This is a genomic window from Rhizobium sp. No.120 (assembly GCF_054558365.1).
This window is the reverse complement of the sequence record NZ_BAAJNQ010000012.1, coordinates 39,370-54,502: the sequence shown is the minus strand read 5'-3', so window position 1 is coordinate 54,502 and position 15,133 is coordinate 39,370. Positions and strand designations below refer to the sequence as shown.

The 15,133-nt window shown below is 58.6% G+C and carries 12 protein-coding genes; 6 read left to right on the top strand and 6 right to left on the bottom strand.

All coding sequences use genetic code 11. The features are described 5' to 3' along the window. Positions 1–174: 174 nt before the first annotated feature. The gene (locus tag ACYJRZ_RS25275; RefSeq protein ID WP_459463597.1) at positions 175–1,332 is read right to left on the bottom strand and encodes a helix-turn-helix domain-containing protein; all 1,158 of its coding nucleotides are present in this window, start codon (positions 1,330–1,332) and stop codon (positions 175–177) included. A gap of 207 nt (positions 1,333–1,539) precedes the next feature. Between ACYJRZ_RS25275 and ACYJRZ_RS25270 the strand changes: the two genes are divergently transcribed. Then, the gene (locus ACYJRZ_RS25270) at positions 1,540–2,436 is read left to right on the top strand and encodes a LysR family transcriptional regulator (RefSeq protein ID WP_459463596.1); all 897 of its coding nucleotides are present in this window, start codon (positions 1,540–1,542) and stop codon (positions 2,434–2,436) included. Between the two features lie 3 nt (positions 2,437–2,439). On the opposite strand, the gene ACYJRZ_RS25265 is transcribed toward ACYJRZ_RS25270, so the two are convergent. Further along, entirely contained in the window at positions 2,440–3,936 is a 1,497-nt protein-coding gene (locus tag ACYJRZ_RS25265) for an aldehyde dehydrogenase family protein (RefSeq protein WP_459463595.1), read from the bottom strand. A 148-nt stretch (positions 3,937–4,084) separates the two neighbouring features. Here ACYJRZ_RS25265 and ACYJRZ_RS25260 point away from each other — a divergent pair, with 148 nt between their 5' ends. The 3 genes from ACYJRZ_RS25260 to ACYJRZ_RS25250 all read left to right on the top strand — a co-directional run bounded on the left by ACYJRZ_RS25260 (position 4,085) and on the right by ACYJRZ_RS25250 (position 7,044). Then, positions 4,085–4,831, top strand: a complete 747-nt coding sequence (locus tag ACYJRZ_RS25260; RefSeq protein ID WP_459463594.1) for a glucose 1-dehydrogenase — start codon at positions 4,085–4,087, stop codon at positions 4,829–4,831. A 303-nt stretch (positions 4,832–5,134) separates the two neighbouring features. Continuing rightward, positions 5,135–6,373: a phosphoglycerate dehydrogenase gene (gene serA / locus ACYJRZ_RS25255; protein WP_459463593.1), complete on the top strand. Its 1,239-nt coding sequence runs from the start codon at positions 5,135–5,137 to the stop codon at positions 6,371–6,373. Positions 6,374–6,510: 137 nt separating this feature from the next. Continuing rightward, a complete protein-coding gene (locus ACYJRZ_RS25250; protein ID WP_459463592.1) occupies positions 6,511–7,044 on the top strand; it encodes a hypothetical protein in 534 nt (177 codons plus the stop codon). A 59-nt stretch (positions 7,045–7,103) separates the two neighbouring features. On the opposite strand, the gene ACYJRZ_RS25245 is transcribed toward ACYJRZ_RS25250, so the two are convergent. Further along, positions 7,104–7,880: an SDR family oxidoreductase gene (locus ACYJRZ_RS25245; RefSeq protein WP_459463591.1), complete on the bottom strand. Its 777-nt coding sequence runs from the start codon at positions 7,878–7,880 to the stop codon at positions 7,104–7,106. Positions 7,881–8,467: 587 nt separating this feature from the next. Between ACYJRZ_RS25245 and ACYJRZ_RS25240 the strand changes: the two genes are divergently transcribed. Next, on the top strand, positions 8,468–10,402 hold the full coding sequence (locus ACYJRZ_RS25240) for a methyl-accepting chemotaxis protein (protein WP_459463590.1): 1,935 nt from the start codon (positions 8,468–8,470) through the stop codon (positions 10,400–10,402). Between the two features lie 205 nt (positions 10,403–10,607). Here ACYJRZ_RS25240 and ACYJRZ_RS25235 read toward each other — a convergent pair whose 3' ends face one another. Together ACYJRZ_RS25235 and ACYJRZ_RS25230 are read right to left on the bottom strand one after the other, a co-directional pair. Further along, complete coding sequence (locus ACYJRZ_RS25235) at positions 10,608–12,134, bottom strand: SulP family inorganic anion transporter (RefSeq protein ID WP_459463589.1); 1,527 nt, start codon at positions 12,132–12,134, stop codon at positions 10,608–10,610. Between the two features lie 4 nt (positions 12,135–12,138). Further along, a complete protein-coding gene (locus tag ACYJRZ_RS25230; RefSeq protein WP_459463588.1) occupies positions 12,139–12,828 on the bottom strand; it encodes a carbonic anhydrase in 690 nt (229 codons plus the stop codon). A gap of 439 nt (positions 12,829–13,267) precedes the next feature. Between ACYJRZ_RS25230 and ACYJRZ_RS25225 the strand changes: the two genes are divergently transcribed. Then, positions 13,268–14,065: a creatininase family protein gene (locus ACYJRZ_RS25225; RefSeq protein WP_459463587.1), complete on the top strand. Its 798-nt coding sequence runs from the start codon at positions 13,268–13,270 to the stop codon at positions 14,063–14,065. Here ACYJRZ_RS25225 and ACYJRZ_RS25220 read toward each other — a convergent pair. Continuing rightward, positions 14,053–15,021 (bottom strand): LysR family transcriptional regulator, encoded by a 969-nt coding sequence (locus ACYJRZ_RS25220; RefSeq protein WP_459463586.1) that lies wholly within the window; start codon positions 15,019–15,021, stop codon positions 14,053–14,055. The two genes, ACYJRZ_RS25225 and ACYJRZ_RS25220, sit on opposite strands and share 13 nt — an antisense overlap. Positions 15,022–15,133: the final 112 nt, after the last annotated feature.

The window sequence follows — 15,133 nt, the reverse complement described above, 5'->3', positions numbered from 1 at the left end:
AAAAAATGGAGAAACATTTGGAGGCAAGCATTGATGAGAGGTACCGATCAATTGAGAAAGTCAGCAATTTCTAGCCACCGCCCCAACATCCTTCAAGACATGGTGGTTAGCGGCCGGTTTGCTCATGTCCATTTCGAGTGCACATTGGTACATCTTATGCTCGCGCAAACGCCGCTAGCGATCCGGCACGCCAAAGGGCAATGTCCAGCCGGAAGGACTGTTGGCCGGTTTTTCGAAGTGATGGGGAGCAACCGAATCTGAAGCAACGACCGGGCGGGAAATGATTTCCAGCGTCTCACCCGGCGTGTGGCCGAATTCGGCCTTGAACAGCCGATAGAAGTACTTCTCGTTCGAAAAACCATGTCTCCATGCAAGCTCGGCTATGTGGAGCTTTGGCCCGCTTGGATTTGCCAGCATCTGATAGGCCCTGAGCAAACGCTTGCGCTGTATCTGCCGCATGATGCCGCCATTGCCCTCGAACAAATGGTAGAGTTTCGCACGCGAAACCCCGACATCGCGGCAAATTCGATCGGGCGTCAGGTCGGGTTCGAGTAGATGCGCATCGAGATACCGCAGTATGCGCCCCAGCAACAGTTCGCGAAGCGGGCCGGCCGCTTCCTGCACCGCCTCCGATGCCGACGACACCGCGGCAGTCAGAAGCTGCAGCGTCGATTGCACCACATAAGGGATTTCCTGTGGCCGCAATTTGTTGAGATTGCTTAGCAGCGAAACGAGATGATCGGTCAGAAGCTGGGCGACGCCCGTTGAGAGCGTATGGCCGTGCAGGAGCGCCGTTTGGCTCGGCAATAAATCCCTGGGAACGGCAATGGAAATCGTATTGGCCGCCTCGACCAGGCAGTCGTTGACCTGGGCGGCATCAAGTATGAACAGGTCGCCGGGCATCTTGACCGATGATGCATCCCCGCATCGGAAAGTGAAACGGCCGCTTAAAATTGAGGTAAATCGGTAGAAATCATACCCGTCGGTTCGGATGCGCCGCTCGGATCTTAGAACCTCGTAACCGAGGGACTGGCCTTGGCGAAGCAGCCGTCTACCGGATAGGATCAGCGGACCAAGCGCTGCGCCAGTCGCCTCCGCATCAAACGGGCCGGCTTCAGGGCTCTGCAGCCTGCAATCGCAATGATTGTCTTTTACCCAAATATGGAACCGGTCTTTCTCGGGGAAATTAAGGGTCGAGAAATTGTAGATTAAATCGGAAGACGTCTGCGCCATAAATGCAACCCAAGCTCCTCTGGCCGCAAGCATAGATAGGTGAACTACTGCTTGTGGCAATAGGTCAATTGGACGTAATGAGTGTTTATCTACGCGCAATTCCTAAGTTAGAAGACATCAATCCAGTGGGATGCCGAACGGCAAGCGGGCCACGGTGAGCGAGGATTTGAAGGCTTGAGGCCGCTTGCACCGCCCATTGCAAGCGGCTTTTTCCATGGCCGATCTTGTCATGATCACATCGCGGAATATGCTCAGGCTCGAAGGGGTCGATCGGCATCGATTGACGCAGATGAGACCATAAAAACCATGCCAAATATCAATCTGAAATTGCTGCAAACCTTTCTTCTGGCAGCGGAATCCGGAAGTTTTCGCAAAGCGGCGGAAGAAAGCAACCGCTCACCTTCCGCGGTGAGCATGCAGATCAAGGACCTTGAAGAACAGATCGGCATCAGCCTGTTCACGCGCACGCCGCAGCGGGTCAACCTCACCAACGAGGGGCAGGTGCTGTTCGAGGAAGTCGGGCGGGCCATGGCCGATGTGCAGGCAAGCCTCGACAAGCTGACGGAACTGGCCGCCCGCCGCAAAGGAAAAATCCAGATCGCCTGCGCCCCGACGCTTGCCAGCAGCCGGCTTGGCGACATCCTGTCGACCTTCAAGCTGCGCTATCCGCGCAGTGTGGTCGAGGTGCAGGAAACGCCGCCGCAAGCAGCGCTCGCCATGCTGCAGCAGCAAGAAGTCGAGTTCTACATCGGCCCGGAGGTGCCCAATCTCAACGACTTTCATTTCGAATCCATCATCGACGATCCGCTGGTCGCCTGCATTCCCGAAGAGCTATACACCGGCGAAAAAACAATCCGGCTGGACGCCATCGCCCAGTTCCCGTTGATCATGCTCAATCGCAAGGCTGCCGTTCGCGGCCTCGTCGATCGCCTGACGCGCGAGGAAGGCATCGAGCTCAATGTTCAATACGAAGTCGAGAGTGCGCAGACCGCACTGGCGCTCGCCGCGTCGGGGCTCGGCGTATCGATCGTGCCGGGTATCGCGTTGGGGCGAAATATCGACAGCCGCGTCCGCGTCGTACCGCTCGATAATCTCAACGCCCGGCGGGCAGTCGGCATCATCACGACCCGTGGCTACGTGCAGCAGCGCTATGCCGAGCAGCTTATCGCCCTCATCCGCACCAATCTGCGCGGCGAAGGGTGAACGCTAGTCCGTCTGTATCCACACCGCCTTGGTTTCGAGATATTCGTGCAGGTGCTCAATGCCGCCTTCGCGTCCGTAGCCCGACATCTTCATGCCGCCGAAGGGCACGGCGGGATCGATCGCATGGTACATGTTGACCCAGACCGATCCCGCCTTGATGCGTCGCACCAGCTTGTGAGCCATTCCTAGATTTTGGGTGAAGATGCCAGCCGCAAGCCCATAGGGTGATGCATTGGCGCGCTCGACGGCTTCCTCGATCGTATCGAAGGGCATGGCCGAAATGACCGGCCCGAAGATCTCCTCGCGGGCGATCCTCATATCGTCCTTGACATCGCCGAACACGGTCGGAGCGATGAAGTTCCCCTTGTCGTAGAGAGCCCCGGAAAGGCGCGTGCCGCCCGCAACCAAGGCAGCGCCTTCGCTCCGCCCGGATGCGATGAAGCTCTCGACCACCTGCGCCTGGCGTGCGGAAATCAGCGGTCCGATATCGGTATCGGCTTCGATCCCGTGACCAATCCGCAGCGACCGGGCAAAATCGGCGACCTTGGCGACGAATTCTTCGTGAATCTCGCGCGCCACGAACAAGCGCGAGCCGGCGATGCAAATCTGCCCCGAATGCGCAAACACTGCCATGGCGGCCACTGGCACGGCCCGGTCTATGTCGGCATCGCGGCAAACGATCACTGGCGATTTGCCGCCAAGCTCTAGCGAGACCCGTTTCAGATTGCCGACAGCGGCGCGGGCGATCGATTGCCCGGTGGCGGTGGATCCCGTGAAGACGATCTTGTTGACGTCGGGGTGTTCGGCCAACCGGGCGCCGGCGACCGGTCCCTTGCCGGTGACGATGTTGACCACGCCATCCGGCACGCCGGCCTCTTGCATGAGTTTGGCGATCAGCAACGGAGTGAGCGGTGCGTCCTCCGAAGGTTTCAACACCACCGTGCAGCCTGTCGCCAGTGCCGGAGCGATCTTCCAGATCGATGCCGCGGTGGGCGCATTCCAGGGGATGATTGCACCGACGACCCCGATCGGCTCCCTACGGGTAAAGGTGACGATCTCGCCAGGTATGGAGTTGTCGATCACCTCGCCATGAAGCGCGGTCGCCATGCCGGCATAAAAGCGCAGCATCCCGATCACCCGTCGCTTGTTGGCAAGCGTTCGCGTGATCGGCATGCCCATGTTCAGCGTGTCGGAAACCGAAAGGCGCTCCCAATTCTCGTCAAACAGATCGGCGACTTTCAGGAGCAGCGTCTGGCGCTCGTAGGGCGAGAACTTCGACCACGGCCCTTCCAGAGCCCGTCGGGCTACGGCAACGGCGCGGTCGACATCGGCGATGGCTGCGAGCGGAACTGTTGCCAGGACCGCCCCGGTCGCCGGATTGTAGGTCTCGCTGACTTCGCCGGATTGGGCGGCAACCCATTGGCCGCCGATGAACATTGGCCGGAAGCCGCCGTCGTAAAGATCAGCCCCCATCTGCTTGGCGTCGAAAGTCAGTGTCATAACGCGGCCTCCCCGCTTCATTCTGTCGTCGATATTCGCTATCAGACGACCACAATACAAATAAAGAAAGCTAAAAAGGCGTTGAGATAATCGGACTGTGAAATCGCTCCGAGTTATCCGATGTTGAAGACGAATAGAGGAGCTTGATATGCGTCTTGCGGGAAAAGTGGCGATCGTCACGGGTGGCGGATCGGGTTTCGGCGAAGGGATTGTCCGGAAATTCGTCGAGGAAGGGGCGCGTGTCGTACTCGTCGACCGCGACCTTGCGGCAGCGGAGCGGGTGGCAGCGCAGCACGAAGGGTCGGTCGCACCGCTTGCCGGTGATGTCGCCACGCTCGACAGCCTCGCCGTCGCAAGAGATCTTGCGCTGGCGCGGTTCGGCAGTCTGCACATCCTCGTCAACAATGCCGGTGTCGGACAGCCGCCGATGCCGATGGAGGATATGGATGAAGGCCTGTTCGAGCGCATCTTCAATGTCAACATTCGCTCGATCTACAATGGTGCGCGGGCGGTGCTGCCGCATTTCAAGGCTGAGCGCCACGGCGCGATTTTGAACATCGCCTCAACCGGCGGCGTCTCCCCTCGCCCCAATCTCACCTGGTACAATGCCTCGAAGGGATGGGGCATCGCCGCTACCCGCGCGATGGCGGTGGAGCTTGCTCCCTTCGGAATTCGCGTCAACGCCATCAATCCCGTCGCCGGCGATACGCCATTGCTCTCGACCTTCATCGGCTCCGACAGTGACGAAAGCCGGGCACGGATCGTCGCCACCATTCCGATCGGACGACTTTCGACACCCGCGGACATGGGTAACGCCGCCGCTTTCCTCTGCTCGGACGAAGCGAGCATGATCACCGGCGTCGATCTCAATGTCGATGGCGGCAAGTGCATCTGAAGGGGCGGCGATGAAGGATATCTTCAGATTGTCTCACCGCCGACTTCCGCGGCAGCTGGAAATCGGCTGACACCCCCGTTTCTATGCAAACGGCTCGCTCGATTGTATAGAACCGTTGCCAGCAGTCGGTGATATGGTTTGGCGATCGCGTAGTGCGCGTATGAACTGAACTGCTGGAACAAGGCTCCTATCTGCCGAGCAAATTGAGTTTGTTCTTGCGCTGTCCCTTGGATGGTCTAAGTCATGTGGTCGTGGCGGCGAGCGACGCCGGCCCAATCGAATTTGACTATCGAAGGTAATGCAATGACCGGACAACTTTCTCTTCCCCGTGATCGGATTTCAGTCCTTCTCTTGGAGGGGATCAGTCAGAGCGCGGTGGATTACTTTACCTCATCGGGTTACGTCAATCTCACTCATTTGCCGAAGGCTCTCGATGACAAGGATCTCAAGAACCATATCGCCGAAGCACATATCATCGGCATTCGTTCACGCACGCATCTGACGGAAGAGATTTTTAGCTCCGCCAAGAAGCTCATAGCGGTCGGCTGCTTTTCCGTGGGGACGAATCAGGTCGATCTGGATGCGGCTCGTCGGCGCGGGATTCCGGTGTTCAACGCTCCCTATTCGAATACGCGCTCGGTTGCCGAGCTCGTCATCGGAGAAATCATCATGCTGACCAGGCGGATCTTCCCGCGTTCGACGTCCGCTCATGCCGGCGGATGGGACAAATCCGCCGAAGGCAGCCGTGAGATGCGCGGAAAAACGCTTGGTATCGTCGGCTACGGCAATATCGGTTCGCAGCTCAGTGTCCTTGCCGAAAGCATGGGTATGAACGTTCGCTATTTCGATCCGTCGGACAAGCTTCGCCACGGCAATTCGGAATCCATGGCCTCGCTCGACGATCTACTCGAAATATCGGATTTCGTGACGATGCATGTTCCCGAAACCAGCGCGACCCAGAACATGATCACCGAGGCCGAGCTGCGCAAAATGAAGAAGGGCGCCTTCTTCATTAACAACTCCCGCGGCACCGTGGTCGATCTCGACGCGCTTGCAAAGGTTTTGAAAGAGGGACATCTCGCAGGCGCGGCCGTCGACGTGTTCCCCAAGGAACCGGCATCGAACAAGGAGCGCTTCGAAACGCCGTTGCAAGGATTGGATAATGTCATTCTGACGCCGCATATCGGCGGATCGACCGAAGAAGCCCAGGAGCGTATCGGAAGGGAAGTTTCCAGGAAGCTTGTGGAATATTCCGATGTCGGCTCGACACTTGGCGCGGTCAACTTTCCGCAAGTTCAATTGCCGCCGCGTCCAAACGGCACGCGTTTCATCCATGTTCACGAAAACCGCCCTGGGATCCTCAACAGCCTGAATACGATCTTTTCGTCGCGCGGGCTGAATATCGTCGGCGAGTTCCTGCAGACCCATGGCGATACGGGCTACGTGGTTATCGAAGTGGAAGGCGTCGGCCAAACGGCGAATGAGATACTCGACACGCTTCGCCAGATTCCGGGAACGATACGGGCCCGATTGGTTTACTGACGCCTCGTCCTGACACGCATGGAAAATCGGCATTCTCCTACCGTCCTATCCCTTGATCGCCATGGCGACGCTGACTGCCTTAGCCACGTGCTATGCGAGCAGAGGCATGCGCCGCCACGGGACTTAAACAGCTCGTCTTGACAGAGCTGCACTTTGAAATACTTCCTTTGCGTTCATCCGTAGAGGCCATACAACGCAGGCGAGGAATTTTAATGAGAAATGCAGCTTTGTTCGCGACCGCATTCGTCGGTGCCCTCATCACAGGCGCTGCCGCACATGCAGGCGAACCTTCCGGTAAGGGATCTTTCGAGATGCTGGTCACGCCGGAGCAGGTTTTCAATTTAAAAGCAAAGGCTTGGAAACCAGTCCCTAACGAAGATAGTTTTGCGCTGACGCATGATGGCGAATTCTATCTCACCGCCGCAAAACGCAAAGACGGCATGCTCATGTTGCTTGTGCGCCAGCCCAGCACCGAAAAGCAGGGGCAGCCCTTTTACGCGGGATATTATCTCAAATGCGGTGTGATGGCTGACGTGCCGGTCTTCCCGCAAAATGCGGCAGAACTGAAGAGCGAGCTCGCCGATCCGCAAGCAGACAATGAAGAGGCACGGATCGGATTTGGCCCGGGCAGTGGCATGCACGACCTTTACACTCTCGTTTGCCCGTCTTGAGAGCGTTTGCAGGGTTCTGCTGGCATCGGAGGTGGGGTGCCAGTCCTATGTTCTGTCGCCTAGCGCAGCAGACCTTGCCCCCCGTCCACCCAGATGGGTGAGCCGGTTATGTGACGGGCCTTGTCGGACGCCAGGAAAGCGATCACATCGGCCACATCTTCGCTTCGGCCCGGCCGACCACCGGTAATCGGCACCTGACCCTCGGGCCAGACGACGGGGATCGACGTTTCGTCCTCTTTGCGCAGTTTGGTATTTGCATCGATATTGGTTTCGATTTCGCCGGGACACACCGCATTGATGCGAATGTGATGGCGAGCCAGTTCAAGAGCCAGCTGCTGCACCATGGCGACCTGCCCTGCTTTGGTAGCGGTGTAGGCGGAGGCGCCGGGAGTCGTGAAAGTCCTGGTTCCATTGATGGATGACACGACGATAATCGAGCCGCCGCCGGAGCGTTTCAGCTCCGGCACCGCTGCGCGGATGGTCAGGAAGGTCCCGGTCAGATTGATCGAAATGGTATCATTCCATTCCGACAGGCTCAGATCGTCGATCGGCGCCCACACACCGTTGATGCCGGCATTGGCGACAACGACATCCAGCCGACCGAAGCGCGCGACAAGCTCTTTCACGGCTGCCGATATCTGATGTTCATCCGAAATATCGGCAAGGAGCACCGCGGCCTCGCCGCCCCTGGCGGAAATCTCATCAAATGTCGAAGAAATCTCGTCCTGCGTGCGTCCCAGCACACCAACTGCGAAACCATCCTCTGCAAGCGCCAATGCGGTTGCTCTTCCAATCCCCGAGCCCGCTCCAGTGACAAGGGCGACAGCGGAACTCATTGATGAACCTCCCATTGGCTTAGCATTGCGTTGACAGGAAGGCAGCGACGGAGCATGGAGTATTTCGTGCTCGCATTGGTAGTGCTTGCCATTGAGCTATTCGAAACGCGCTGATCTGCGATATGTTCCGGAATTTGTATGTCCCTGCGATAGCAGCCGCACCTATGACTTAGACGCCCAATTCGTCGTTACTCACCCTTGAGGCCGTCGGTCTAAGAAGCTCAGTCAATACGACCAAGCTCGATATGCGTGTATTCGATAGGCAGAGTATATCTGAGATTTTGTGAAGCTTTTTGCCTCAATTTTCCAGTTTGGAGGCTCAGGAAATATTCGCAGACACAACCAAGGAGTAAGTTGGAAATACATACCCGATATCTATGGCGGTATTTGTCGTTCAATTGCATCAATATCGAACAGGATTAACCGTTTTGTCAGCTTGATTATAGATTTTGAAAGAACAGCGCCAAGATGCGACGAGCAGGATGCTCCCTCTCTGTAATGCCCCCATCATCCAGAGCAGGTCATCGCTAGCACCTGCCCCCTCTTTGTCCCAGCGGTTGCCGACCCTTTCGAGAGCGAAATAAGCCATGTCATTTCTTCAGAACGCTAAGATCAAGACGAAAGTCCTGACGATCATAATCCCGATCTGCCTGATTGGGATCGCCGGTGTCCTCGTCGTCTCGAACCAGTATAGGGATACGGTTGGCACCTATTCGAATTTTATCGCTAAGGATGAAGCGGCGGCGGTGGAGATGTCGAGGGCCAGCCAGCGCATCACCGCCCTGAGTTACAACGCCTACCAAATCCTGCAGTATAAAGCTAAGGATCCGGAGATGGCGGGGTTCTCCAGAGATTACCAGGAGAACAAGCAAGTTCTTCTGCAGCGTTTTGCAAACGCGAAGCAGCTAGTTCCTGCGGAAGCGGATACAATCGATAAGCTCGTCGCAAGGGCAAATGATATCATCACACTGACAGATCAAGCCGTCAAAGCCGGCCTGGTCGACGATAACAATACTGCCGGCACGCTCTTGAAGCAGGTGGATCCGATGATCAATGACGAGGTCGTTTCCATTCGTCAGTGGCTCGACGCATTCAACAAGTCCCTCACCAACAAGAGCGACATGTTGGCAGACCAAGCAAGCAGCACCATCGACGACGCTTTGATCGCGCTCGGCCTTCTCTTTGCTGCAGCCATTGCAATCGCCATCCTCGTTTCAGCGCGCGGCATTGCCGCCCCCATCGAACGGCTGCGGGCGCGCATGGTATCTCTCGCCGAAGGAAATACCGACGAGCTGGTTTCGGGAATCGAGCGCAAGGATGAGGTCGGCCAGATGGCTGCGGCCGTCGCCGTCTTTCGCGACAGTGCCATCGAGCGTCTGCGCCTGGAGCAGGAAGCCGCCGATGGCCGCAGCCTCTCCGAAAAGGAAAGGCTTGAGCGCGAGGCACAGAAGGCCAAGGATGCCGCGGATGCGCAGTTTGCAGTCGACAGTCTGGCACAGGGCCTGGGAGAACTCTCGAACGGCAATCTGACCTATCGCCTGGAGCAGCCTTTCGTCGCGAATCTCGATCGCCTGCGGATGGATTTCAACGCCTCGATGGCGAAGGTCGAGGAGACCCTGGTCGCGGTCGGTCAGGGTGGCCAGGCCATTGCCGCCGGCGCCAACCAGATCCGCTCGGCGGCCGACGACCTCTCCAAGCGCACCGAGCAGCAGGCAGCCTCGATCGAGGAGACGGCGGCAGCCCTCGAAGAGATCACCACGACCGTCAAGGATTCCACCCGGCGCGCCGAAGAGGCAAGTTCGCTGGTCGGACGCGCGCGCATCGGCGCCGAAAAATCCGGCGAAGTCATGCAGGAAGCGATTTCGGCAATGGAGGCAATCTCGAAATCCTCAGGCGAAATTTCCAACATCATCGGCGTCATCGACGATATTGCCTTCCAGACGAACCTGCTGGCGCTCAATGCCGGTGTCGAGGCGGCGCGGGCCGGTGACGCCGGCAAGGGCTTTGCCGTCGTCGCGCAGGAGGTTCGCGAACTCGCCCAGCGCTCCGCCACGGCGGCAAAGGAGATCAAGGCGCTCATTTCCACGTCCGGACAGCAGGTCGGCAGCGGTGTCGATCTCGTCACCAGAACGGGGCAATCGCTGCAGCAGATCGTCAAAGAGGTGGAGGAAATCGACCGCAATGTACGGGCGATCGTCGAAGCAGCCCGCGAGCAGGCGACCGGTCTGCAGGAGATCAACACGGCCGTCAACAGCATCGATCAGGGAACGCAGCAGAACGCCGCCATGGTCGAGGAATCGACGGCTGCCAGCTACAGTCTCGCCAAGGAAGTGACGGCGCTGAATGAGCTTCTCGGGCAGTTCAATCTGCAGAAGGGGCGCTCGCATGCAAGACCGGTCGCAGCCACCGAACGCTCCAGCCCAGCCGCATCGCCCGCGCGCTCGTTGCGGGCCAAGATTGCCGGCGCATTCGGAGGCTCCAGTGCGGCCGCTGCGGCATCGCCATCCTGGGAAGAGTTTTGATTTTGGAGACCACGGCCCATCCTTGAAGGTCTGCCAGATTTAAGATTGCAGATCGCGGGAGCTATTGACCTCCTTCCCGCGATCCCCCGGGGCCGATGGTCATTGGGGGTGATGCAAAAGAAGATGATGTTTTTCTTCTTCCGCTAGCCTTGCCCCAGTAAGGGGCAAGGGCATTGCTATAAGTTACAGATACCTCATCCGACGATCAGGCGACCTCCTCCGATAGCTTTTCAAAGATCGGCTTCAGCCGTGGATGACGACCGACGGGCGGATGCTCGATTTCCACCAAACGCCCTGATTTCTTCTGCCGTTTCAGCCATTCACGCAGGGTTTCGGCGCTCGTATGGTCGAGATAATGTAGACGGGCGCCGGCAATCCTGATCTTGCGGCCCTCTGGTAGCGTCTCCAGCGTGTTGAGCAGAGCGGGAACGTCCTTGCATGTCGCCACTCCCACCAGGTCGAGGTGGATGGTTTCATCATCCTCCAATCTGTCGATGGCGAGCTTGCGGCGCAGATAAGGAAGGATTTCCAATATGGACAGCGCAAGGCCGAGCGCGACGCCGACAAGCAAATCCTGAAGCACCACCATCGCCACCGTCGCGGTCCAGATCCCAACGGGGACCCAGCCATGATGATCGAAAAGGTGGCGGACGTGATGGAGGCTGATCAGCCGCCATCCCGTCACCAGCAGGACCGCGGCAAGTGCCGTCAGCGGCACCATCGCGAGCAATTGCGGCAGAAGTGCCACCAGGCCAAGGATCCAAACACCGTGCAGCACGGCCGACGCCCGAGAGCGCGCGCCTGCCTGAACATTGGCGGAGGACCTGACAATTACACCCGTGATCGGCAACGCGCCCAGCAGACCACAAAGCCCGTTGCCGATGCCCTGCGCGAACAGCTCCTTGTTGAAGCGGGTTCTCACGCCATCATGCATGCGGTCGACGGCGGCAGACGAGAGCAACGTTTCCGCACTGGCGATCACCGCGATCACCAGTGTCGCCATGATGATACCGGGCTCGGTCATCCTGGCAAAACCATCAAGCGTCGGCAGCGAGATGCTGTCAATGAGGGAAGACGGCACCTCCACCCTGGCGATCGGTAGCTGCATACCTGCCGTCAATATCGTGCCGGCAGCAACTCCGACCAAAGCACCGGGGACGAGCATCAATGGCTTCGGCCTAAACTTCTCCCATGCGATCATCGCCAGCAAGGAGATCAAGCCTACGAGCAGAGCAACCGATTCCCGAGTCAGCCCCGCACCCCATACACGGCCAAGGGTCTGCTCCATGGCAGTGACGTTTTCGATGCCGCCGGCAGCAGGTCTTGCCCCCATCAGCACATGGATTTGACCAAGGATGATGAGGATGCCGATCCCGGCAAGCATGCCGTGGACCACCGCAGGCGAAATGGCGCGAAACCACGATCCGATCTTCAGGAATCCGGCAAGGCACTGCAGCAATCCCGCCACGATGAGAACTGGCCCCAGCATGGCCACGCCATATTGCTCGACGAAACTGAAGACGATCACGGCGAGACCAGCCGCAGGCCCCGACACCTGAAGCGGAGATCCGGCCAAAAGACCGACGACTATGCCGCCGACAATGCCTGAAATGAGGCCCATGGCCACCGGAACGCCAGAAGCCACGGCAATGCCAAGGCACAGCGGTATGGCGACGAGGAACACGACGAGCGATGATGCGAAATCTCGTGAAAGGACAGAGCTTGATATCATCGGCCTACTCCGCAGCTTGCGGAATTACATGCGGACGACCACGACCAGTGACGGCGACGGGCAACGGCCCGTCCTCATGGATATCCGTGAACCGGGCGGCCGTACCGTCATAGACGAGCACCTCCCCCGTCTCGATATCGAAAAACCAACCATGTAGGGTAATGTCATTGGTCGCCAGCTTGGCCGCGACCGAAGGATGCGTCCGCAGATGGTCAAGCTGGACGACGACGTTTTCCATGGCGATGGCGCGAACCCTTTGGCGCTCGGGCAGATCGGCAGGATAGGCTTCACAAACAATCGAATGGGCTGCATGGCTGTGTTTCAGCCAGGCAGCGACATTCGGCATTGGCTTCAGGAGATCGGGATGGCAGAGCCCTTTCATGGCGCCGCAATCGGAATGCCCGCAGACGATGATATCGCGAACGCCGAGAGCGACGACGGCATATTCTATCGCCGACGATACGCCGCCATTGGCGGTGGAAAACGGAGGAACGATATTCCCGGCATTGCGGCAAACGAATAGTTCGCCGGGACCGGATTGCGTGATCGTTTCGGGCATCACCCGACTGTCGGCACAGGAAATCATCAGCGCTTGTGGTTGCTGCCCCTCCTCCGCCAGCCTGCGATAAAGTGCCTGATGGTCGGGAAAGACGGCTCCGCGAAAGCTGGAGATACCCTTGAGCAAATCACCCATTGTCGAGTCCTTGTTATGGGCCGGACGGCAGGCAGGGGGCGTACCCATGCCCGGCGGGTTGGAATGCGCGATCATTTCGCAAGTGCGAGATAGGAACGGGCAATGGGAAGAAAATAGCGAAATCGGAATTAGACGAATCTAATTTATAAAAATCTTGTGAGTGGATTGTGAGATGGTTTGAGTCGACCTTGGATCCATCCTGTGTTCGCCGCGCAGGAGCGAAGCGACTTGGTTCCAGCCGCGGCAATCGGCGCGGCGGCGAGACACCTTACCCAATGCGGAACGCCTCGATTATGGCACCGCTTCAGCTCGGCTCGACGTTTGCCGATCGGTCAGCGCGCGCAAAAAGGCAGCGGCACGGCCGCAAATTGATGCTTTCCACCGCTACCATCCTTGCCGTATCCGTTGAGTGACCAGGCGCTGACGAGAGGACATGGAAATGACGAAGCCCTTTTATTGGAACGAACTCAACACCCATGATTTCGCCGAGCTTTCGTCAGACACTACGATCGCGATCCTGCCGATCGCTTCCACAGAACAGCACGGCCCGCATCTGCCGATCGCGACGGATGTCGCAATCGCTGAAGGCATGCTGGCGGAATTGAAGGTCCAGCGTCCGGACGATCTCGATTTTCTCGTGTTGCCGCTGCAGGAGATCGGCAAGGCCAATGAACATGTCTACGGCCCCGGCACGCTGTCGCTCCCCGCAGAGCTGCTGATCCCGGTCTGGACCGCCATCGGCGCGAAGGTGGCCGAGGCTGGCATCCGCAAGATGGTGATCGTCAATTCCCACGGCGGAAACTTGGATATCATGGGCATCGTCGCGCGCGAACTGCGCGTGCGCTACCAGATGGCCGTCGTCGCCACGCAGTGGACACGCTTCGGCACGCCCGACGGCATGATCGACGAACATGAACTCCGCTTCGGCATTCACGGCGGCGATGTCGAAACGTCGCTCATGCTGCACTTCCGGCCCGAACTCGTGCGGATGGACAAGGCTCAGAATTTCCCTTCCAAGGCGGAATGGATGAAGGAGCACTCCAAATATCTGCAGCCTTTGCCGCCCCATTCGCTTGCCTGGATCGCGCACGATCTCAATCCGAACGGCGTCGTCGGCAATGCCGTCAACGGCACGGCGGAAAAGGGCGCGCTCATCTGCCGCCATGAGATTGCGGGCTTCATCGAGATGCTGCGCGACCTGCGCGACTACCCGCTTGCCAACCTCTATTCGAAATAGGCGTCCGAGCGGCGGCGTTCGGAGGGTAGCAGGATATGCCCCTTCGCCTGCAGTTCTTCCACCATCCCGGCAAGCTCGGCAAGCAAGTATTCGACGAAGAGGCTGGTCGCAGCGTCGAGCGGCGCTCGTGCGCGGGCGACGAGCTTCATTGGCTGATGCCGCGAATGAGGCTCGGCGATTGGCCGGAAGACCAGTTCTCCGCGGCGACACTCGGTCAGCACATCAAGCGGATTGAGCAATGTCAACCCTGCCCCGCATTTTACCAGCTGCTTCAGCATTTCCGACGCATTGCTCTCCAGCACAGGTTCGACCTGCACGGAAAGGCGCGAAAGCATCAGATTGATGACCTCGCGCAGGCTCGTGCCGGGCTGCGCAAGCAATAGCCGCTCCTCCACGACGTCGGCGAGATTGATGGGGCCAGGCCCGATCAGCGGATGGCCGGGTGGCAAGACGACGCCAATCGGTATGTCGAAATTGGCAAGAGAGCGAATGCCCGGCGCTGCGGGAATGTTGAAGCCAAGCCCGAGATCCACTTCGCCCGAGACGACTGGCGCCATCGTGGTCGATCCGGCATCGTTGCGCAGCTGGACGAAGACCCTTGGATGCTCGGAAAGAAAGCGCGCGATGATCTCGGGCAGCGGACCTGAGGCCAGACCCACGGTGGCGACGATACGAACCTTTCCCGCCTGCTGCATCTTGAGACTGCGAATGCGGCCCTCCAGCCGCTCGTAATTCTTCAGAACCTCGCGGATATGCTCGATACAGAGCTCGCCGGCCGCCGTCAGTCTGAGCCCGCGCGGCAGCCGTTCGAATAGCGGCGCGCCCATTTCTTCTTCCAACGCCAGGATCTGTCGGTTAATCGCCGACGAGGCAACATTGAGCCGCGCCGCCGCCTTGCGGATCGAGCCGCAGCGGGCGATTTCGTTGATATAGAGAAGCCGTCGTGAGTGCAGCATGCCTGTCCCCATTGCTTAATTTTTGCCCAGGCCGCACAATTTAGGCACAGACCCGGGAACAGATGCCGAAAAGGCATCAATGCGCACGAATTTTGATGCTTTTCAAACAGCA